This window comes from Lysinibacillus sphaericus, assembly GCF_000600105.1.
Lineage (GTDB): Bacteria > Bacillota > Bacilli > Bacillales_A > Planococcaceae > Lysinibacillus > Lysinibacillus sphaericus.
Window position 1 is genome coordinate 4,231,608 of the sequence record NZ_CP006837.1, and the last position, 21,877, is coordinate 4,253,484.

General features: G+C 36.7%; 22 protein-coding genes. 7 read left to right on the top strand and 15 right to left on the bottom strand.

Annotated elements, in window-relative coordinates; translation table 11 throughout:
- Positions 1-62: 62 nt before the first annotated feature.
- From T479_RS20525 to T479_RS20535, 3 genes are all read right to left on the bottom strand, one after another.
- Positions 63-1,430 (bottom strand): UDP-N-acetylmuramoyl-tripeptide--D-alanyl-D-alanine ligase, encoded by a 1,368-nt coding sequence (locus T479_RS20525; RefSeq protein WP_024361318.1) that lies wholly within the window; start codon positions 1,428-1,430, stop codon positions 63-65.
- A gap of 11 nt (positions 1,431-1,441) precedes the next feature.
- A complete protein-coding gene (locus T479_RS20530; protein WP_025220706.1) occupies positions 1,442-2,521 on the bottom strand; it encodes a D-alanine--D-alanine ligase in 1,080 nt (359 codons plus the stop codon).
- 202 nt (positions 2,522-2,723) lie between these two features.
- Positions 2,724-3,476 (bottom strand): hypothetical protein, encoded by a 753-nt coding sequence (locus T479_RS20535; protein ID WP_029747104.1) that lies wholly within the window; start codon positions 3,474-3,476, stop codon positions 2,724-2,726.
- A gap of 171 nt (positions 3,477-3,647) precedes the next feature.
- Between T479_RS20535 and T479_RS20540 the strand changes: the two genes are divergently transcribed.
- Positions 3,648-4,835 carry an FtsW/RodA/SpoVE family cell cycle protein gene (locus T479_RS20540; RefSeq protein WP_024361321.1) on the top strand — a complete coding sequence of 396 codons (1,188 nt, stop codon included), beginning with the start codon at positions 3,648-3,650 and terminating at the stop codon, positions 4,833-4,835.
- A gap of 79 nt (positions 4,836-4,914) precedes the next feature.
- Here T479_RS20540 and T479_RS23980 read toward each other — a convergent pair whose 3' ends face one another.
- A complete protein-coding gene (locus T479_RS23980) occupies positions 4,915-5,052 on the bottom strand; it encodes an Lmo0850 family protein (protein WP_004232019.1) in 138 nt (45 codons plus the stop codon).
- A gap of 478 nt (positions 5,053-5,530) precedes the next feature.
- On the opposite strand from T479_RS23980, the gene T479_RS20545 reads away from it, so the two are divergent.
- The 3 genes from T479_RS20545 (at position 5,531) to cls (ending at position 9,296) form a co-directional block, all read left to right on the top strand.
- The gene (locus T479_RS20545; RefSeq protein ID WP_024361322.1) at positions 5,531-6,691 is read left to right on the top strand and encodes an MFS transporter; all 1,161 of its coding nucleotides are present in this window, start codon (positions 5,531-5,533) and stop codon (positions 6,689-6,691) included.
- A 93-nt stretch (positions 6,692-6,784) separates the two neighbouring features.
- Complete coding sequence (locus tag T479_RS20550; protein WP_025220707.1) at positions 6,785-7,582, top strand: YwqG family protein; 798 nt, start codon at positions 6,785-6,787, stop codon at positions 7,580-7,582.
- Between the two features lie 256 nt (positions 7,583-7,838).
- Complete coding sequence (cls, locus tag T479_RS20555; protein ID WP_025220708.1) at positions 7,839-9,296, top strand: cardiolipin synthase; 1,458 nt, start codon at positions 7,839-7,841, stop codon at positions 9,294-9,296.
- Between the two features lie 335 nt (positions 9,297-9,631).
- On the opposite strand, the gene T479_RS20560 is transcribed toward cls, so the two are convergent.
- The 4 genes from T479_RS20560 to T479_RS20575 all read right to left on the bottom strand — a co-directional run bounded on the left by T479_RS20560 (position 9,632) and on the right by T479_RS20575 (position 12,820).
- Positions 9,632-10,399, bottom strand: a complete 768-nt coding sequence (locus tag T479_RS20560; protein WP_024361325.1) for a M15 family metallopeptidase — start codon at positions 10,397-10,399, stop codon at positions 9,632-9,634.
- 336 nt (positions 10,400-10,735) lie between these two features.
- The gene (locus T479_RS20565) at positions 10,736-10,984 is read right to left on the bottom strand and encodes a hypothetical protein (RefSeq protein ID WP_025220709.1); all 249 of its coding nucleotides are present in this window, start codon (positions 10,982-10,984) and stop codon (positions 10,736-10,738) included.
- A gap of 55 nt (positions 10,985-11,039) precedes the next feature.
- On the bottom strand, positions 11,040-11,801 hold the full coding sequence (yidC, locus tag T479_RS20570) for a membrane protein insertase YidC (RefSeq protein ID WP_025220710.1): 762 nt from the start codon (positions 11,799-11,801) through the stop codon (positions 11,040-11,042).
- 224 nt (positions 11,802-12,025) lie between these two features.
- Positions 12,026-12,820: a helix-turn-helix transcriptional regulator gene (locus tag T479_RS20575; protein ID WP_024361328.1), complete on the bottom strand. Its 795-nt coding sequence runs from the start codon at positions 12,818-12,820 to the stop codon at positions 12,026-12,028.
- Positions 12,821-13,324: 504 nt separating this feature from the next.
- On the opposite strand from T479_RS20575, the gene T479_RS20580 reads away from it, so the two are divergent.
- The 3 genes from T479_RS20580 to T479_RS20590 all read left to right on the top strand — a co-directional run bounded on the left by T479_RS20580 (position 13,325) and on the right by T479_RS20590 (position 17,055).
- The gene (locus tag T479_RS20580) at positions 13,325-13,975 is read left to right on the top strand and encodes a LytTR family DNA-binding domain-containing protein (RefSeq protein WP_024361329.1); all 651 of its coding nucleotides are present in this window, start codon (positions 13,325-13,327) and stop codon (positions 13,973-13,975) included.
- Positions 13,976-14,270: 295 nt separating this feature from the next.
- Complete coding sequence (locus tag T479_RS20585; RefSeq protein ID WP_025220711.1) at positions 14,271-15,791, top strand: succinyl-CoA:acetate CoA-transferase ScpC; 1,521 nt, start codon at positions 14,271-14,273, stop codon at positions 15,789-15,791.
- A 112-nt stretch (positions 15,792-15,903) separates the two neighbouring features.
- On the top strand, positions 15,904-17,055 hold the full coding sequence (locus T479_RS20590; protein WP_025220712.1) for an MFS transporter: 1,152 nt from the start codon (positions 15,904-15,906) through the stop codon (positions 17,053-17,055).
- A 240-nt stretch (positions 17,056-17,295) separates the two neighbouring features.
- On the opposite strand, the gene T479_RS20595 is transcribed toward T479_RS20590, so the two are convergent.
- The 7 genes from T479_RS20595 to T479_RS20625 form a co-directional block, all read right to left on the bottom strand.
- Positions 17,296-17,607: a YbyB family protein gene (locus T479_RS20595; protein ID WP_024361332.1), complete on the bottom strand. Its 312-nt coding sequence runs from the start codon at positions 17,605-17,607 to the stop codon at positions 17,296-17,298.
- Between the two features lie 72 nt (positions 17,608-17,679).
- Positions 17,680-18,129, bottom strand: coding sequence for a GNAT family N-acetyltransferase (locus T479_RS20600; RefSeq protein WP_025220713.1), 450 nt, complete (start codon positions 18,127-18,129; stop codon positions 17,680-17,682).
- Positions 18,130-18,457: 328 nt separating this feature from the next.
- Positions 18,458-18,739: a GNAT family N-acetyltransferase gene (locus T479_RS20605; protein WP_025220714.1), complete on the bottom strand. Its 282-nt coding sequence runs from the start codon at positions 18,737-18,739 to the stop codon at positions 18,458-18,460.
- Between the two features lie 132 nt (positions 18,740-18,871).
- Entirely contained in the window at positions 18,872-19,801 is a 930-nt protein-coding gene (locus T479_RS20610) for a DUF1002 domain-containing protein (protein WP_025220715.1), read from the bottom strand.
- 137 nt (positions 19,802-19,938) lie between these two features.
- A complete protein-coding gene (locus T479_RS20615) occupies positions 19,939-20,796 on the bottom strand; it encodes a CvfB family protein (RefSeq protein WP_025220716.1) in 858 nt (285 codons plus the stop codon).
- Between the two features lie 140 nt (positions 20,797-20,936).
- Positions 20,937-21,356 (bottom strand): transcriptional regulator MntR, encoded by a 420-nt coding sequence (mntR, locus tag T479_RS20620; protein ID WP_024361337.1) that lies wholly within the window; start codon positions 21,354-21,356, stop codon positions 20,937-20,939.
- A 140-nt stretch (positions 21,357-21,496) separates the two neighbouring features.
- Positions 21,497-21,775 (bottom strand): late competence development ComFB family protein, encoded by a 279-nt coding sequence (locus T479_RS20625; RefSeq protein ID WP_024361338.1) that lies wholly within the window; start codon positions 21,773-21,775, stop codon positions 21,497-21,499.
- Positions 21,776-21,877 lie beyond the last annotated feature (102 nt).

Sequence of the window (21,877 nt, forward strand, 5' to 3'; positions counted from 1 at the left end):
CATCTGTAAACCAGAGCGGATTTTTACCCCAAGTAACAATTCATTATGTCAACAACCGCAAATCATGAAGTAAATGATTGCAAAATTGTTTCTAGTTTCATCCCACGTGAGCCTTTTAATAAAACAATGGATTTCTCTGTTGCCTGTTGAAGCTTTGCAATGATAGGCGCAAAATCATCCTTGTCGTATAATAAATGGTCAGCGTCGAAACGTTCTTTCAACACCTCATACAAGAAAGCCATACGCGGGCCGTACAAGCACACATAGTCAATTTCACCTTCATGAATTGCTAATGATAACTCTTCATGGAAGCTTTTTTCATTATCCCCTAGTTCCAGCATATCACCTAACACAAGCCACTTTTCAGGGCGAATAGTTGTAGTGGCTATAAACTGAATCGCCGCCTTTACCGACGTAGGTGCAGCATTGTAAGCATCATTAATAAATAATGCACCTTGATTTCCTTGTATTTGCTGCATACGCATATCTGTTAACGTTACGTCTTTTAAAGATGTACGGATTTGCTCATCCGTTAAACCTAGTTTTTGCGCGATAAGCATGGCAATTAAAGTGTTTTTCACCTGATGCTTCCCAAGAACAGAAATAAAGAAATCCCCTTCAATAGCACCATGTGTTGTAAAGCTACTTCCACTTGCAGTTGCTTCAATATTATCAGCATATAACAAATCGCCTGGTTCTAAACCAAACGCCTGTGCATTTAAATTTTGTTCTTTTGCAACAAGCTCATTTAATAATGGCTCATCACCATCATAAAAGAGTACGCCATCCTCTTGCATACCTTGTATAATTTCAAACTTCGCCTTTGCAATACCGGCACGCGAGCCTAGGTCTTGCATATGTGCCTCACCGATATTGGTAATTACCGTTATATGAGGACGAGCTAACTTTGTTAAAAACTCAATTTCCCCAAATCCACTCATGCCCATTTCAAGTACAGCAACTTCTGTATCCTCTTGGAGCTGTAAAATCGTAATTGGTAAGCCTAGTTGATTATTAAAATTACCAATTGTTTTTTGTACTTTAAAAAACGGTGCTAGCGTGCCCGCTAAAATATCCTTTGTGGATGTTTTACCATTCGATCCTGTAATACCAATAAAGGTCGCCTTATGCTCGTTACGATAAGCACGTGCCATTTGCTGTAACGCCAACTCTGAATCATCCACAAATAGTAACGGAACATTTTTGGGCGGGTTAGGTTCATCTTTTTGCCAAAGCGAAGCACCCGCTCCTTTTTCAAAAGCTTGTTGTACAAACTTATGACCATTTGCCTGTTCACCGCGGAATGGCACAAATAAATCCCCTTGGCAGATTGTTCTTGTATCAATCGATATACCAGATACAATCGTATCTCCGAAAGCTGGCACCTCATCATTTAACCATGCTGCTAATTCCTTTAATGTCTTTTTCACAATAATCCCACTCAGTCTTTTTTATAGTGAAGCTGTTGTTTTTCTTCAAAGCGCTCAAGTGCTAGCGCAATCAGTCGATTAATAAGCTCTGGATAACTTACGTTTGTATGTTGCCAAAGAAGCGGATACATACTAACAGGTGTAAAACCTGGCATTGTATTTACTTCGTTAATATAAATGGCATGATCTGCCGTGACAAAGAAATCAGCACGTACTAAACCACTTCCATCTAAAATCTTAAACGCACTTTTTGCGTGCTCTTTTAAGTTAGTCACAACTTCTGTAGGTAGTTCAGCAGGAATAATCAATGCTGTTGAACCATCCTTATATTTTGAATCATAATCATAGAACTCTGTCATAGGCTTAATTTCACCTGGCACAGATACTTCTGGAAAATCATTGCCCAGTACAGCTAATTCAATTTCACGTGCTACAATACCTTGCTCTACCACAATTTTACGGTCGAATTGCAATGCTACCTCAATTGCTTGAATCAGTTCCTCACGGTTCGAAGCTTTACTAATACCAACACTTGAGCCTAAATTTGCTGGCTTTACAAACATTGGCCAAGACAATTTCTGTTCACAACGCGTTAAAATAGCATCTTGCTCTTTCGTCCATTCACTACGGATGAAGTACGTATATGGGACTTGTGGTAAGCCCGCAATTTCAAACAACTGTTTCATAATCACTTTATCCATACCTGCAGATGATGCCAACACACCATTACCGACATACGGAAGATTCAACACTTCCAGTAAACCCTGTACAGTTCCATCTTCCCCGTTTGTTCCATGCAGTAAAGGGAAAATAACATCAAATTGGACCGCTGCCCCGTTTTTATCAATTAAAAACGCTGTAATATTATTTTCTAAAATAATGGCATCATCACCAAATTGCAATTCTTCAATCGAATTTGCGGGTTTTTCTAAACGCTCACCGCGTCGCCATTCCCCATCTGGTGTAATGTAAATCGGATATATCTCATACTCCTCGAAATTCAAAGCTCCAGTGACTGCGCACGCCGTCGACAATGACACCTCATGCTCCGCTGACTTTCCGCCGTATAATAAACCGATTCTTTTTTTCATTTTTTGTGCCCTCCACATACTTCTTGAGTATTATTAGTTTATCACGAAACGGCTTGACAAATGACATAAAAATCTCACCGTAATTTGGACGGTGAGATTTGAGTGCCTTATTCATTCAAAAGTTGGTCACCCAAGTAAAATGACTGACTATCACTTTCTTGAGTTCCATTCCTATATAGCTGGTGAAATACCTGCTATATAGTTAAATAATATGAATCAATTCATCGTGCTCGTTTTTCAAAATTGTATTTAAATCATCCCAGACCTCATCTGGAAAGGAATAATCTGACAGGTTACGTATTTCTATACCATATGCGGCTTTCGGCTTCTCAATGCGATACAGTGACAACAATGCGCCCTCTTTAGCAAAGGAGCGATACGCACGCAAAAATTCCGGCGTAAGAGAAGGAATACTCGATTTTACTTTACGACGCCAAAAACCTGTGCTTCGTTCTTTCTCACGTATTAACGTATTAAACACATTAGCGACGAGCAAATCTGAATCACTTAAATGGCGAAAATAAATTTTCGTCATTTTCTCAACATCCGAAGAACAATACACAAACCGATTTTGCAATTTATTAAAAAATGGCGAAGTAATCGGTTCTTTTTTATGACTTATGTAAAGCAGTTCTCCCTGTTCCATCGGTGTCAGCTGATCCAGCCTCTTTTCATCCATAAAATCTACCCAACACAATTCTTTCGACTCTGTAGCTTTTTTTACAAAACGAGGAACTTCCTCATCTGCTATATAATCAAACTGTGTATGCATATTAAATGATCCGTCTTCATAGGAATGCTTTAGTAATAGTAAGTGATGCAGTGGATCTAAAGCAGCCACGAATTGCGAGAATTTAAGCCCGCTAAATATAACAAATTTATCGACATCATTCATATGAACATATATATGATACATAAAATCTTCAGCTGACTTTAATTTCTTAGCCACATCCATCACCCCATTCTTCACTTTATTATAAAACTAAACATCATTTTTTGAAACATTTTATGCTATTTGTCGTCACAACAATATACTCAGGCGTAAAATTGTTTTTTGCGTTATAATGTTAATGTTCGACATGCGTCTGTGCGCAGATTTTAAACTATTTTATTTTAGGTGGCTTTTATGGAAAATAAACGAAATTTCGTGAACCGTTTTGACTGGACGCTCGCTTTTATACTTTTCACTTTTCTTGTCATTAGTTTATTAGCAATTGCATCCGCTCAAACTTCCGGACAATATGGTATTAATTACGTACCTTTGCAACTAAGATGGTATGTAATTGGTGCATTTATTATCGGTGTTATTATGTTTTTCGAGCCTGATCAATATAAAAAAATGGCTTGGTATATGTACGGAGCTGGAATTGCTCTTTTAGTTTTGCTTATTTTCATGCCGGAAGGTAAAGGCCAAATTGGTGAGCCTGTGAATGGTGCTAAAAGCTGGTTCCATACACCACTTGGTAATATCCAGCCCTCCGAATTTATGAAAACTTTTTACATTTTAGCGCTTGCCCGCCTTATTAGTAAGCATCATGAAGTCTACTCTTTAAGATCCATTAAATCTGACTTCATTTTACTAGGTAAAATCGCTTTAACGTTGATTATACCACTTGGTATTATTATGAAACAGCCTGACCTTGGTTCAGCACTTGTTTTCTTTGCGATTACCGCTGCACTCGTTATTGTAGCAGGTATCTCTTGGAAAATTTTATTACCTACTTTTTTAGGTGGCGCTGTCGTCGGGGGAAGCCTCCTGTGGATGGCACTTTACATGCAGGAATTTTTAGAGAAAACATTTGGATTTAAAGCGTACCAGTTTGCCAGAATTTACTCTTGGCTAGATCCATACTCCTATTCATCGAGTGATGGTTACCATTTGATTACTTCCTTAAACGCTATTGGGTCTGGTGAAATCTTCGGTAAAGGCTTCCGTGGGCGCGAAGTATACGTAGCCGAAAATCATACGGACTTCATCTTCACCGTCATCGGTGAGGAATGGGGTTTTATCGGTGCAAGTATAGTAATCTGTATTTTCTTTTTGTTAATCTATCATTTAACTAAAACAACATTATTATTGAAAGACCCTTTTTCAACTTATGTTTGTGCAGGTATTATCGCGATGATTACGTTCCATGTATTCGAAAACATTGGTATGACAATACAGCTACTACCGATTACAGGTATTCCACTACCATTCATAAGTTATGGGGGAAGTTCTTTAATGGGCAATGCCTTGGCCATCGGGCTAGTCTTTAGCATGCGTTTCCATTATCGTACTTACATGTTTACAACGTACGATGAAGAGGATTAAGAAATTTAAATAATAAAAAAAGAATGGATAGCCTCTCTACTTTCGAAAGAGAACTATCCATTCTTTTTTGTAAAACGAGTTAAGCTTGAACTTGCGGAGTTTGCGTTGGTGGTGTGAGCACTTTTAAAAGTTCAAGTCGAGACTTTGTTACAGTAGCTGTCACACCCAACTTCGATAAATTCGAAACAATCTTTTTCAAATCTACTTCCTTCGTCATACATTCCACCTCAATCTTTTCTCGATTTTATATAACGTTTTATTTCCAAAAAAGTTTCATTTTTTCTAAGTGTTAGATGTCAGACGAGTTTATCTGTATCTATCATACCATTTAACTCGCCTTTAATATTTTTCAATTTTGTTACAATGTAAATTATGTTTAAATGTCACTTTTTTAGGCAAACAAAATACACTATAGAATAAAATTTGATAAATACATTATTAACCCATCAAATCAATTCTATTCGTTGTTCTTCATTATTTTTTGACCAGCCAGCAGGAACAAGCTTCTACCAAAAGAGGGAGTGAAAGAAGAGATAACTATTGTGGATGAACGGTTACGCAAAATAATAACTGAACATAAACTAAATCAATCCTTGTCTTGGTTTCAAATGCTTCCCCTACCGTACCCTTGTAATAGCAAGAACAAGAGAGGTAGAATATACATACTGAAATATTGTAAGAAAGCAGGAAATTAAATGATAAAACCAATTTTACTCTTAATGTCAGTACAGTTTCTCGTCTACCTAGGCTTTGGAATTATTATTCCTGTCCTACCAGAGGTCATCGTACAAAACGATTGGCAAAACATCCATGTAGGCGGTTTACTGACAGTGTATTCTCTTGCAAGTTTTTTTACCGCACCACTTTGGGGAAAGCTTTCTGATAAAGTCGGTCGTAAACAACTCATTTTAACAGGATTGGTAGGATTCAGTCTCAGTTTCATTATTTTTTCGATGTTCATTGATCATTTAACAATGTTATACGTATCACGTATCGTGGGTGGCTTATTCTCAGGTGCGTTGTATACAGCTGTAACAGGTTTTATTGGTGACATGTCGAGCGAGGAAGATCGTAATAAGTACATGGGTTTCATGGGCATGTCCATTGGTCTAGGTTTTATCTTCGGTCCTGCAATTGGCGGCATGTTAGGTAATTATAGCTTGCAATTGCCATTTATCGCATCAGCAGCTTTAATCGCACTATTATTTATTTATGCAACTTTCGTCTTAAAAGAACCAGAAAAACGAAAAGATGTAACAAAAAGAGCAATTGTCCCAAAAGGTGTTGGCAAAATGCTTCAATACCGTGTTCGTTATTTATTTATGTTCTCGTTCTTAGTGACTTTTATGCTTGCAGGAGTAGAAGCAACATTCCAGCTTTTTCAAATTGACCGTATACAAATAACACCTTTGCAAATCGGTTATTTATTTATGTTTAGTGGCTTTGTAGATGCAGCCATACAAGGTGGCGTAGTTCGTCGCATTAAAAATGGCACAGAAACATCTTGGCTCATTGGAGCTCAAATCATTACAGCAATCGGTATGCTTTTATTTACTTTAACAGGCAATCTATTAATGGCAGGTTTTGCACTTTGTATCTTTACAGCCGGAAATGCCCTTGCAAGAACATGTGTCGTGTCATTATCCTCCAAAGAATCTGGCGGCCAATATGGGACAGCAGCAGGTCTTTCCTACTCTATGGATAATTTAGGGCGTATTCTCGGGCCTCTATTTTTCACATGGTTATTTACGATGCAATCTAATCTTGGCTACTATATTGCTGCAGCTATCGCAATTATCTCGATTATTTTAATCTTTATTTATAAGGCTTCAAATAAAACTTTAAGGCTTGAATAATTTTCGTACTATATGTCGTAACTAATAGAACAGATGTATTTGTTAAACTTATATGACATCCATGTTTGAAAGCGTAAACTCGGAGGATACTGCATGAATAAAACAATCAATTTTTCTCTTCCAAGAGAGCTTGAACCATTACGGTCTGAAATTGAAGATTCGCTACTGGCGGCAATCACTATATCACCATGTAAACATTCAACTACAATAACAGAAAGTAAATTCGCCGGTGAACCTTATTTACCTTATTATCAAACAGTTCCAAAGGACATTACTGGTGAAGCGATGCGTTTATTAGCTCAAATAAATTTTGCAGAAATACCAACAATACAAGATTTTCCTACTCAAGGTATTTTACAATTTTTTATTTCATCTAATATTTTTGCCAATGCGGCACATTATAAGGAAGACATTTTTCAACAGTTCTATAAAGTACGATTTTACCCAACGTTAGAAACAAAAACAGCAATGCCAACACAAGAAAAACCTTCTGTGACCACAGATGATTGGTTTCCTATTAAAGAAGAGTTATCGCTACAATTCCACTTTACACAGGAACCTGTCTCAGCTTTAGATTATCGAGCTGTACACTATTTACCGAGTCTAATATGTACCCTAAACCATGATGTTAATTTGCACGAAATTTACTTACAGCATTTTTTAGGAGCTGGCGCTAAAATAGGCGGATACGCATATTTTTTAGAGGAAGACATTCGGCACGAATCTCATCTGCTACAACGGTATGATGTACTTTTACTACAAATAGATTCCAATGATGAGTTCGGTATTATGTGGGCGGATAGTGGCGTAGGGAAATTCTTTATCAATCGTGATAAGCTTCTTCAACAAGATTTTAGCGATATACTATTTCAATGGGAATATTATGTATAAGCTAACTGATTTACCTCTTGCCTTGAAACTGAATACAAAACGAGCAAGCCCCAGCACTATTTTTTTGTGATGGGGCTTGCCTAATTTCGATTACTGTATGCTAGCTATGCCCTCAAAGTCGCAAAACACAAAGGCATTGTCCCTACTTTTTTTGGGGGAATTTTTTGATGATAACAAATCACTTACTGTCCTTTCTTTCCACCTGTGAAGTAAGCTATACTAGATATAATGTGAAATATAGTAAAGGGGTGCAGGAATGAGCATTTTTACAGATGTAGAATATCTAGTACCTTTAATTTTATTCGTAAATATCTTATCTGCGATGACAATTATATTTTTAGAGCGTAAAGATGCTAGTTCTACATGGGCATGGATTCTTGTCCTATTTTTCTTGCCATTAGCTGGATTTATTTTATATTTACTACTTGGCAGACAACTGCGCAGGAAACATTTGTTTCGTTGGGAAGGGCGCAAAGATATTGGGATTGATAATCTGATTAGCTATCAAATAGACACCATTCGAGATAATACGTTTGAGTTTCGTATTGAAAATGCCGAAAATTATAAAGAAATGATTTATATGCATTTAAAAACGAATAATGCGGTATTAACACAAGACAATCACCTTGCTATTTTTGACGATGGTGCAGACAAATTTGAACAGCTATTAAAAGACATCGAAGCAGCTAAAGATCATATCCATATTCAATATTACATCTTCCGCTTAGATAATTTAGGTACTCGTCTTATTGACGCAATGATTAAAAAGGCAAAACAAGGAGTCAAAGTAAGGCTCTTATATGATGAAATGGGCTCTCGTAATGTAAAAAGGAGACATTTCAAGGAACTTCTTGAAGCAGGTGGTGAAGTAGAAGTATTTTTCCCTTCCATATTCCCACTGCTTAACCCTCGCCTCAACTTTAGAAATCACCGCAAAATAGGAGTAATTGACGGTCGTATTGGGTATATCGGGGGCTTTAATGTAGGAGATGAATACCTTGGACTTCAAAAGAAATTCGGCTATTGGAGAGATACACATTTACGTATTGAAGGAAGCGCTGTCCACCCATTGCAAACACGCTTTTTATTAGATTGGAATCAAGCATGTGCACAGCAAAAGATGGGTTATTCCGACCGTTACTTCCCTGCTATCCCGAAAAAAGGTGATGTCGGTTTACAAATCGTTTCCAGTGGACCGGACTCTGATTGGGAACAAATAAAAATCGGCTATTTAAAGCTGATTAATATGGCCAAGAGATATATTTATATTCAAACGCCTTATTTTATTCCTGATATTAGTTTTTTAGATGCCATAAAAATTGCTACTTTATCAGGCATTGATGTACGTATTATGATTCCTAATAAGCCGGACCATATGTTTGTTTATTGGGCAACATACTCTTACGTGGGCCAGTTATTACGTGCAGGAGCAAAGGTTTATATTTATGAAAAAGGATTTATTCATGCTAAAGCTATTATTATTGACGATGAAGCATCTACAGTAGGAACTGCAAATATCGATGTTCGAAGTTTTAGTTTAAACTTCGAAGTAAATGCCTTTATTTACGATTCTAAAATTTCTCATCAATTAGCTGAGCTATTTGAAATGGACATTTTAGATAGCACAGAATTAACTTGGGAAATGTATCAAAATCGTTCCAGCATGATAAAGTTTAAAGAATCTATTTCTCGCTTATTAACACCGATATTATAACAACCCATTCGTTTTGCGATTTAAAAAATTAGAAGTGTTCACTAGTTGTTGGTAGCGAAGGCGGTGACTCCAGCTCAGAACAGCACATAATGTAAGACGCGGGCAATACGCGTGCAAGCAGAGGGTTGCGGCTTACTGTGCTGAGCGGAAAGCACCGTCGTAGCGGACAACAACGGCATAGCAAAAAAGTGTTAGATTGATTAGGTTCAATCTAACACTTTTTCTCTTATGTCCCAGCCACTTTTTGCTGTGGTTCGCTACAGTGGTTACTTCCCCATTGCACACCGTAACGCTGCGTACGTTCTCGCTTGAAGTTTTGTCTCCAAGCTCTTTGTTTATTCAGCCCCTAAATACTCTTCTAACGTAACATTCTGTTCTTTCATTTTCTTAGCAATGTCAATTCCAACATAGCGATAATGCCAAGATTCATACATATAGCCTGTTAAATGTTCTTTATTTTGAGGGAATCGTAAAATGAAACCATATTCTGCAGCATGCTCAAATAGCCATTTCCCAGCAGGTGTTTCACCAAACTCCTCAGTCAACCATAAATCTTCTTTGCCGACTTCCCCAATATCAAACGCTAGGCCTGTTTGGTGCTCGGAAAAACCTGGGCGTGCACTATAGCGATCTGCTGCAGCTTGACCATCGCGCTTAACATAATTATTGTATAATGTTGTTTGATATTCATAAGAACGATATCCACTAAACGCGACTAAGTTAAAGCCCTGTTGTTTAGCTTGGGCTAACATCTTATTTAACGCTTGACGTGCCTCTGGATTTTCACCTGGTGCAAATGTGGATGGTAGTGGATATTTTTTATTAGCCAGTAAAATACCATCAATATAAGTAGGCTCTGTCGGCATTGCTTGATTTGGGTAATAGCCATTTTCGTCTGGCTGCTCTTGTGGTTCAGTTACTTCGGGTGTTTTTGGTTGCTCTTTTGTAGGATTGTCTTTTTTGCCTTGTTCTGCTACTGGTTGTTCTTCATCTGACGCTACATTGACTTGATTATTCTTATAGTAAATCACTATAAAAATAGATACGATCAGTGCCGCTGAAATAATAGCGCCAATAATAAGTGGTAGTCGATTTTTTTTCATTTCTTTGCCCCTTTTGTGTAGATACAGGGTTGCTAAACAAAACGAGATTTCAAAATCAGGTCGTTTCAATGGGAGTTTGAGCAACCCTAAGACCTTTAATCAATTACACCTCGGCGGAATGTCTTTAAGATTTTTTCAAAACGGCTCGAAAGTTCTTTTACATCTTTGACAACCACCAGGTATTTAACTTGTTTCAGCAAGGTTTGCCCTAACCGTTTGCAGTACATACATAGCACTTTCCGTATTAGGCAAGGCTACTGCCAAAGCAAGTTAATACACTATATTTTGATAGTTTTATTTTATCACTGTTCACATTTTTAAGTGTAGCATTTCCACTTATTCTGTAAAAATAATAATTAGTACCGCAATGGAAGCAACAGAGAAAAAGATTGCCATATACTTCATCCATTTCGCCTCTTTAACATATCCTTGCTCCTTAAAACTCTTCGCTCTAAAGCCATTTGACAAAGCAAACATTATTGTCATTGCTAGCACCGCTAAATTAAAATTGCCAATAATAATGCATACAATAGCCGCAATACTAAATATTGCAACTAAAATTGAAGATACCCATTTTGTATTCATGCTGTTTTCCTCCTAAAAAAAATCGAGGCTACAACGCGCCTCGACATTCATTCATTTATGATTCTGCTTTTTCGGGATGCTCCGAATAATATTTTCGACCAATATACGTTTGAAGAATTAGTAATGCACCGCTGACAGACCAGTAAAGCGGTAGTGCTGCCATAGAAGACATAGAAATAAAGACAATCATAATTGGCGAAATGTAAATAAACATCTTCATTTGCTTTTTTTGTTGCTCTGGTACGGTCCATAAAGAAACTCGTGCTTGTACCAAATAAACAATACCCGCAATTATTGTCATCACAATGTCTGGTGAACCTAAGCTAAACCATAAGAACATATGTGATTTCACATCGGCAGAATATAAAATTGAGAAGTAAAGACCCATAATGATTGGCATTTGAATTAACATTGGTAAACAACCCATATTTAAAGGATTGACACCATGTTTTTGGTACAATGCCATCATCTCTTGCTGATATTGCATTTGTTCTTCTTTTGTCTTTGCTTCCTTCATTTTTTTCTGAACAGCTTCCATTTCAGGTTTGAAGGCATCCATTTTCGTTTTCATCAGTTGTTGCTGACGATAGTTTTTCAACATAATCGGCATTAAGACTAAACGGATAAGAACCGTGATAGCGATGATTGCTAAACCATAGCTACCTGAAAAAATATCATTTCCGAAAAACTCCAGTAAAAATTCCATAGGTTTTACAAAAACACTATAGAAAAAGCCCTCTTTGTTCTCAACTGCTTTACAGCCACTTAATACAAAAACAACAAGCCCAAGCATTGATAATAGCTTCAAATTTTTCATTTTTCCACCTACTATTATTTTTCAACTAATGTGAAGTATACCTTATTAAGACTACCTTTATCAAATAGCAAGCGCTACTTATCAAATACGCTTAGGCGTTAACGGAAGCGTGACATAATGGTAGTTTGTTCACATAAAAAAGATGCGCGCTTTAGCATCGCTAATACAATCGCATCTTACAGTATGGTTCTTATTCATTGAGTGCCATTTATTGTCCCACAATATTAAGCGTTTTGCATCTCCGTCTCGTTCATTTCAAAACGGTAAAATTCATGATGCAGCTCATCACGGAAATGTTTAGGTGTTACCCCTGTGTATTTCTTAAAAATACGTGTGAAGTAGCTCTGATTACAAAAATGGAATTGGTCTGAAATGGATGTAATGCTTTTATTCGTATGTCGTAGGTAATATTGGGATTCCTCTACGCGACGAACATTTAAATACTCGACCAATGTAATGCCCACATGTTCTCTGAAAATACGCGACAAGTGACTAGTACTTATATGGAAGTTATTCGCGATACTCTCCACTGTTAAATCGTTCTCTAACTCATCATTGATATACATAATCACTTTATTGACTGTCTGATGACGGAAAGTCGGTTGCTTTCTATCTGCGATAAAATACACAAAGAAATCAATTAAATCATCAGCAAATTGCAAAAATTCTGCGTCTTTCATCTGATTTTCAATCATATCATTACAAGCAATATTAAAAGCAAAGGCTTTCTTCGAAGGTACTTGATTGTCTAGCAATTTACGAGCAACAATCGACGACAAAACGGAAAAATAACCTCGCACTATTTTAATGACCTGCTTGCCAAAACGTATAGAAAGAATATCAATTAATTCATGCAAAGATTTTTTAGCCTTTGCAGATTCTAAATGGTAAATTTCAAATATTAATTTTGACTCAATATTAAAAAATTCTTCTACACCGATGTATTGATTAATATTATCGATTTCTTGGAAGTATCTTTTTGATATCGTTTCTGACATAGAATGTTGATGTAGTTGCATAATCTTCCCCATCTTTCCTCAGAGTGCACGAATTACATTACAATATTTGACATCAAATTACAAATTCAAAATAAGAAAAAAGTATTTACTTATTTATCATATGAATTGAGTCCTATTACACAATTATATATTGAATATAGCTTAAAAATAACCTAACTTAAACACCAGTATTAAAAAAAATATACTTTACAGTGAATTTTACCATATTTTGCGATTTCCTTTCAACCACATTTTATACATCGTCCTAGTTCTAATTTATCATATAAATACCGTAGAAACCTTGTAAACTTATTAATAGACATTTAAATTTTACCATATACATATTAAAAATAATTAGTAATTAATTATAATACCTTGAATTTTATGTAAGTCAATTTTCATCTTTTTAATGTAGCAATCGACATATCTCTATTTTATTCCGAAATCTTCTCTATATAATTTATACGAATATGTAGTAAAATAGATGATAATACTATTTTTAAAAGTTAAAATGAGGTGCTAATAGTGGATCCAAAGCAAATAGAAGAAATCATGGAGATTATTAAGGAGTTTTTCCCTGAGAATACTTCAATCGCAATTTCTGATACAAATGAATACTTGTACTACCAACCGAGCAAAAAGGTTGATCTAAAAATTAAGCCGGGTGACCCTATCAAAGAAGGCTCAGCTGCACACAAAGCTTTAAGCTATGGGCAAAAAATCAGCACCTATATCGAACCTGATGTATTTGGTGTTGCTTACTATGGCATGAGTATTCCTTTAATGGAAGAAGGCGAAACAAAAGGTGCCATTACCGCTATCTTCCCACAAAAGCCATCAGCATTTTTAACAAACTACATCACGATTAAAATCGATGACTGTTGGTATCCGATTAAACATGATCAAGTGATTTATCTTGAAACACAGTTACGTAAAACATTTGTTAAAACAATGGGGCGCGAAGGTTATCACCGTTTAAACTTAAGTGATTTAGAGCTATTTTTAGCGCCAGACTCATTTATTAGATGCCACCGTTCATACATTGTAAACATCGATTATATTGATGAAATTCAACCAGATTCACATTCAACTTTCTTATTAATTATGAAAGATGGAACGCGTATTCCGGTTAGTCAACGCTACGCAAGTTATTTCCGTCGTTCTTTAGGCTTCTAATTATCCCTAGTACAGCAAGTATCCTCTTAAGGAGGGCTTGCTGTACTTTTTTGATTTACCGCTTAGATAATACATAGCGCTAGATTAAAACGTTTTCTCTGTCGAAAAAGCGTTCTTCCGCTCGATTTTCCTTTGTTTACTTAATTTAATGCTATTTATAAAGTTTTTGTGACAAATTGGTGATAGTATTAATCAAATGGTTGGAGTCATACTACAACTAAATAAACAGAAAATTCTTACACGTTTTTTCTAGTTTTGTTATCGGTTTCCATCAAATTTAGGGGAGGATTTTTTAATGGATGCAATCATTCAAAAACGCTTAGGTAATAAGGAGCTTGAAAGCAAAGTCGTATCTGCTGATGTAGCTGCAGCACTTCTTTCTGACGGTGATGTAGTAGGTATGAGCGGATTCACTCGTGCTGGGGATGCAAAAGTTGTTCCTATGGCATTAGTGGAACGTGCTAAAAACGAAAAATTCCAAATTGATGTATATACAGGTGCTTCTTTAGGACCAGAAGTAGATAAGTATTTAGCTGAAGCTGGCGTTATCCGTAAACGCGGACCATTCCAAGCTGACGCTGGTATTCGTAATCAAATCAACGCTGGTAACGTAATGTACGTTGATGCTCACCTTTCTCACAACGCTGAGTTAGTTCGTCAAGGTATTATCGGACCAATTAAATATGCAATTATTGAAGCAGCTGCAATTACTGAAGATGGCTATATTATCCCAACTACTTCAGTTGGTAACTCACCAATCTTCGCTCAATACGCTGAAAATATTATTATTGAATTAAATATTTCTCACCCAGAATCATTAATCGGTATCCACGATATTTATGTTCCTGGTGAACAAGGTAAACGTGATGTCATTCCAATGACAAAACCAAACCAACGTCTTGGTGAGATTGGTATTAAAGTAGACCCTGCTAAAATTAAAGCAATTGTTATTTCTGAAGAGCCAGATGCACCTTCAATGATCGTGCCTCCAGATGAAGAAACTCAAACAATGGCTAACATTTTACTTGATTTCTTCCGTTCTGAAATCAAAGCTGGTCGTTTAACAAATACTTTAGCACCAATTCAATCTGGTGTAGGTTCTGTTGCAAACGCTGTACTTGACGGTTTTGCTGATTCAGAATTCGAACACTTATTTGTTTACTCTGAAGTACTACAAGATGCAGTATTTAATTTAATTGATGCTGGTAAAGTAGATTTCGCTTCTGCAGCTTCTATCACACTTTCAGAAGAACTACAAAAACGTGTATTCGGCAACATGGAACACTATGCAGATAAATTATGCTTACGTCCACAAGAAATTTCTAACCACCCAGAGCTTATCCGTCGTTTGGGCTTAATCTCAATCAACACTGCGCTTGAGTTAGATATCTATGGTAACGTAAACTCTACTCACGTTTCAGGTACAAAAATGATGAACGGAATCGGCGGTTCTGGTGACTTCGCTCGTAACGCTCGTCTTGGTATTTTTGTAACAAAATCTTATGCAAAAGGTGGCGCAATTTCGTCAATCGTACCAATGGTTTCTCACGTAGACCATACAGAACACGATGTTGACGTAATCGTTACTGAGCAAGGTATTGCTGATTTACGTGGTCTTGCACCAAAAGAACGTGTACCTTTAATTATCGAGAACTGTGCACACCCTGATTACAAAGAGCAATTATGGGATTACTACAACCGTGCTGTAGAAGCAACAGGTAACCAACAAACACCTCATATTTTAGAAGAGGCTCTTTCTTGGCACGTAAACCTTGCTAAAAACAAAACAATGAGAAAAGAAATTGCTAAAGCTTAATAGTAGCAATTCTAGAACGCCTAATAAGTTGTTTTAAACTTATTAGGCGTTCTTTTTATGTCGAAAATGGTATAATAAACCCACTATGTCGTAATAAGTAGTCGGAGGAGTTATGAAGAAATTTATCTATTTAATTATATTCTTTTCATTTTTTGACCTATTTACTCAGCTTCCTGTTATGAGTACATATGCAGAATCACTCGGTGCCTCTGCCTTTTTAACCGGACTTGCAGTTGGTATGTATTCTCTTTCTAATACATTTGGGAATATTATTTCGGGTTTTTTAACCGATCGTAAAGGACCCTTTGTTATTTTAATTGTCGGTCTGCTGACAACGGGCCTATCATTAACATTATATAATTTAGTAGATGCACCGCTTGTCCTCCTCATCGTTCGTTTTATACATGGATTGGTTGCCGGCTTTATTGTTCCTGCGGCCTTTACATTTCTAGCTAATGCCACCGATCAAGAAAAGCGGGGCAAAGGTAGTGCCATTTCAGGTGCATTTGTAGGTATTGCGGCTATCGTTGGCCCAGCATTTAGTGGTATTTTAGCAAGTCGTACGAGTGTACCTTTTGTCTTTAATATCACTGCAAGTTTTATGCTACTGTTAGGTATCCTTTCTTTCTTTTTACTACATGCTAATCATGTCAAAAAGGACAAAACATCTTCTAAAACTTATATCCCAATAAGTGTATTTTTCCATAATATAGGTACGTTAAAGGCATTTTCAGGAGCATTCTTTTTAATGTTTTCCCAAGGTGTGATTGCTTATTTATTGCCTTTAAAAGTCCAAACTTTAGGCTTCGACTCACGCTTAAGTGGTACATTAATGAGTGCATTCGGTATTGTCGCTGTCCTTGTCTTTATATTGCCGACAAATCGTATTTTTGATAAAGTAGCTCCGATAAAAACATTATCCCTCGGTATCGGTTTAATGGGCGTCAGTCAAATACTGATTAGTCAGGCTGATTCGAGTACTTTCCTTTATATAGCGATGATTTGTTACGGTATTGGCTTCGGTTTGTTATTCCCATCTGTGAATTCACTATTAATTGATTCTACGACAGTTGAAATCCGCGGGAAAGCATATGGCTATTTTTATGCATTTTTCTCATTGGGAGTAGTACTAGGCTCCTCATTGCTTGGATGGTTATCACTTGGTGTAGTCAGCGGGTTTATCTTTACAGGCATTGTCTTAATCACCTTTGCTGGTGTAACACTTATCCCACATAAAAAGAGGCAGTCCTATACATCACTTTAAGTAGAGTATCGGACTTCCTATTTTTTAAAAACGTATAGTAGCAGGACTATTTCTTCTAACTAATACTGGCACTTTGCATTGTGCTATCTTTTGAAGCGTAAAAATCCACTTCGCTTTCCGGCGGGCACATCGTAAGCCGCAATCCTCGCTAACGCGCGGCTTGTTGCGGCTTACATCGCGTGCGTTCTCGCTGGAATCTTCGTGGATTTTTACTTTAAAATTGTTTGAGTGCCTGGCACCTTACTTTTCTTTTTCCTGTATTTCTTCATTGTAGAAATGAACGCCTGTATGTCCTCCACCTTCAGAAACCATTTCATTGGAAGCTAGCTTTGTAGGTGCTGTACCGGCTTCAGTTGCTACTTCGGCTGTGATACGCTCCGCAACTCGATCATCCATATTCACATTCGATGTATTCATGAAAGATCCTAGCTTAGCTTTCATACTGTTAAACATATCCATTGCTTTATCACGGTTTTCTTTTTTGCTTAAATAAGATGCTGCAAATCCTGCTAATCCCGCAAGCACAACACCTGTCCCTTTATTCTTTGCCATCCGAAATCCCTCCTAAAAATATAGAAACTGGCCTTATACTATAGCTTTTCCCTATTCTTAGAGGACTAAACATTATTTTTTTGCTTGGTATAGCATATCTATATGTGGCAGGCTATCGTAAATATACGGTGCAGAAACTTGTTGAAAGCCAAAAGAACTATAAAACTTTTTTAAATATTCCTGTGCCTGAATAAATACTTCTGAACCTGACCATCTGTCTTCAATTATCTCTAGTGCTAAGCGAATCATATCTTTACCAAGTCCAGTACCCCGCATTTCCTGACTTGTGATTACGCGACCAATAGATGCCATTGTAAATTTTTCACCTGGGGGTAATATACGAGCATAGGCGCATAATTTTCCATTTTCAACATATGATAAATGTATAGAGTTTTGATCATGGTTATCCAAATCCTCATAACAGGTTTGTTGTTCAACAATAAAAACATTTACTCTTAGCTGAATTATTTTATACAGTTCTTCCGTCGTTAATTCATCGTACGTCTGTATTTTCCAAGACATTCACAATCACTCTCCTAGTCGATATTATCGCATAATTCGAATATTTTTACGTATTTCTTTATTATTTTGTACTTTTTTATGATTAGCACTGACAATATGAGGGAATTAATGAAATAGTACAAACGATAGGAGGATGTTCTTTATGAAAGATTTAGATTTAGTTTATGATTGGGTAGACATGGCTTCTTTAGTCGGTGGCGCAGGCTTTTTAACATTCCTTATTTACAGTATTGTTTTTCTATAATGGCGAAGATGGAAAAGTTCTATTTTAAAACCTAAAAAGCAATCCGCATAGTAGCTCTAGGCTATTTAGCAGATTGCTTTATTTTTATTGTTTTACATCGTCATAAGCATCAGATTTTTCAAATGCTGCAACTACATATGAACAAACAGCCACCATTTTGTAATTATTTTCACGGGCATAATCTGCTGCACGATCTAATAATTTTTTGGCAACGCCTTGCCCACGGAGCTTATCTGATACATAAGTGTGATCCATGACCATTACTTGACCTTCTTGTTTCCATGTAATTTCCGCTAACTGTTCCCCATCTTGCTTGTAAACAAAAGCTAGTTTGTTTTCCGCTACTTTTTGTAATTGGAATTCCATTTCTCACCACTCCTTTTTTTCATAGTACCATAGCTTTTTGCATTTTTACAAAAATAGTAGACGACGTTTCGTTTAACAATTCGGACAGATTAAAAAAGCTCTACTGCCATCAAGAGGCAGAGAGCTTTTCAATTAGTTAAACCATGTTGAAATTGTATCTTTTAAATCTGCAAAGAAATTTTTCACACTCGTCCAGAAGCCTTCATCTTCCATCAGCGCGCCAAATTTTTCTTGTATTGTATTACTAATATCATCTAATTGCTCGGACCATTTACTAAAATCAATATCTAGTTTACTAATTTTGTCCATCAAATCAACTAGTAACTGACGATCTTGTTCACTTAAATTAATCTCTAATTTATCTAGCTGCTCTTGGACGATTTTTTCCACGTCTTCACGCGTTGCTGGCTTTAATTCAGCAATTTGCTTTTTGATTTCTGTTAGTAACTCCGCTACCTTGGCATCATCAACTCCTGCAGAATCAGCAATTGTAGTGGCAACTGATAGTTCTTCATTGGCAACGTCCGTACGCTCTATATCTAACGTTTTGCCCGTTGTTACCTCATAGGCCTTATAAATACCAACAAGCGCAGAATGACCTGTTACAGCCTTTGGAGCGGCTACTTGCACGGTCGCATCCTCAATTCCCGCAGTCAGCATTGCATTTGCATACATCTCTGACGTTACTTGTGTAATATTTGATGGTGTGACGATTTCAATAACTAATCCTTTACCGGCATCTTTACGTGTAATTTTGGCAGAAGAATACATACGTGAGCTTGCATTACTATCTTTAATGTATTTAGCTAAGTCATTCCCTGATACTGTTATTTCCTCAACTTCAGGATTTTCATTTACTTTTAACGATTTTTTTACAGAATCTTTTTCCGCTTCGGATAGGTTTGCACCATACACCACAATTGGTACACCTAGTTTTTCATCTATTGCATTTGGTGTCGCATTGTCAGGTGTGGTATTGTCTGCTGCAAATCCAGTTGTTGGTGCCAGCACACCAAATACTAGCATCGTAGCTACTAGCATTTTCCCCCATATTTTTTTCAATTTGTGTGACCCCTTTCGCTAGAAATCATTTAGCCTGTATAATGTATGTCATCATACAGTTATTAGTACGAAAAAATGACGAGAAGGTTTCTTTGCTTATCTCTCGTCATTTCCTTAGTATTTATAAAAGCTACAAGTTAAATTTCTTCTGTCCAGCCATCTTGTTGTTTCACTTTACCAGCCTTCATAAGTGTACCGAGTGCACGTTTAAATGACGCTTTACTCATATTAAACATTTCTTTAATTTCATCTGGCGAAGATTTATCGCTAAATGGCATTTTACCACCAACATCCTGTAAATAGCTTAAAATTCGCTGCGCGTCTCCTGTGATACGTTCATGTTTACGAGGTAACAAAGAGCCATTCATCGAGCCATCTTCTTTAACATCAATAATACGTACTTCAACATCTTGTCCAAGGCGTGGTTCTGCATAGCGTTCTGATTCATGGACGAAAATACGATATGGTTTTTCTACACCTAGTAAAAATGATCCTACTGGCAATAAACGATAAGGACGGGCAGTAATATTTTTATTATGCATATCATCAAATGCACCTTCGTATAACTCTGAAATCTTTTCTTCTGTTACTAAACGACCAAATAAATCTCCATTGCGATCTGTTCGCAATGTCATATATAAATGGTCACCTGGCTCTGGCCATACTTCTTTTATCGCAGGTAGGTCCTCCGCTTTAACCAGCACTTCTCGTGAAGTACCAATATCAACAAAAGCACCTTCACGCTCTACAACACGAAGAACACGTGCCCAGCCGTATTCGCCTTGGGCAAATGCCGGAATAGCAGTCGTGGCAGCTAAATCACCACGGCGATCCGCAAATAAAAATACTTCAATACGATCCCCAACAGCTAATGGTTCTGTAACTTCTGAAGCATTTAATGGCAGTTCAACTACCCCATTTGTTAAGACCCATTTCGATGCTTGTTGCTCTAATACAGTTAAAGTAACAACTTCACCTGATTTTAATTCGTTCATAATGTCTTCCTTTCTTTTACCATCAATTTCGCAAATATATAAGCTCCGCATACAATCATCACTTAACGCGGGTATCACACAACGAAACGTAGAGATCGTCTCAAAATGCTGCTTACATCCTTATGAATAAGCTATTCCCTCTATAGATTGTGTTGTGTTCTAGATGCTTCTAGTTTTTTTGCGATATCTGGATTTTCTTCCATTACCTGCACAAGATCTGCAATACGATCAATTGAATTCCAACTCAAATGATGCTCAATTCCTTCTACATCATTGTAAATACGCTCTTCATCTACACCAATGATTCGCAAAAATTGCTCTAGCAGTTCATGTCGCTGCACAAGACGTTTTCCAAGTTTTTCTCCTCTTGGCGTCAATGTAAGCCCACGATATTTTTCATAAACTAAATAACCATCTTTATCTAATTTTTGAACCATCTTAGTAACAGAAGAAGGAAGAACAGATAATGCTTCAGCAATGTCAGACACACGAGCATATCCTTTATTAGCAATCAATAAATATATTTGTTCGATATGGTCCTCCATACTAGGTGTTGGCATATCTAATTCCCTCTCTTTCCTATTCTTACTCTTTAGTTTACTACAAGCTTGCCTTAAAAGTTAACTGAAAATACATAACCAAGATAAACACTTCCTTGAAACATAAATAGAGCCTACTTCAATGTAGAAGTGGGCTCTATCTAATGTCGAGGATGCTTATTTACCACATGTAATGCACGAATAATTTCTCTGTTAATCAGTTCAATATTCTCAGGTGTATTCATGGCTTTAAATGCTTCATCTCGCTCTTCCTTAGATGTAACATACTTACTAGGCAATGCATTTAATGCATATGCCACTGTTTGAAATTCACAGATTTGACATTTACAAAATGTTTGGTATTCTGGTCCTCGCAGTAGAAAACTTACTAAACCACGCACAATTTCCTCTGTAACATTTACTAAAATAGGTTCTGACATATAAAACTTTCGCCTCATTTATAATGTATTGTTACATTTTTACACAATTAATAATAGCGTGAAATTTAGCCCTTTTCAAGAATCGCTAGTAGCATCTATACA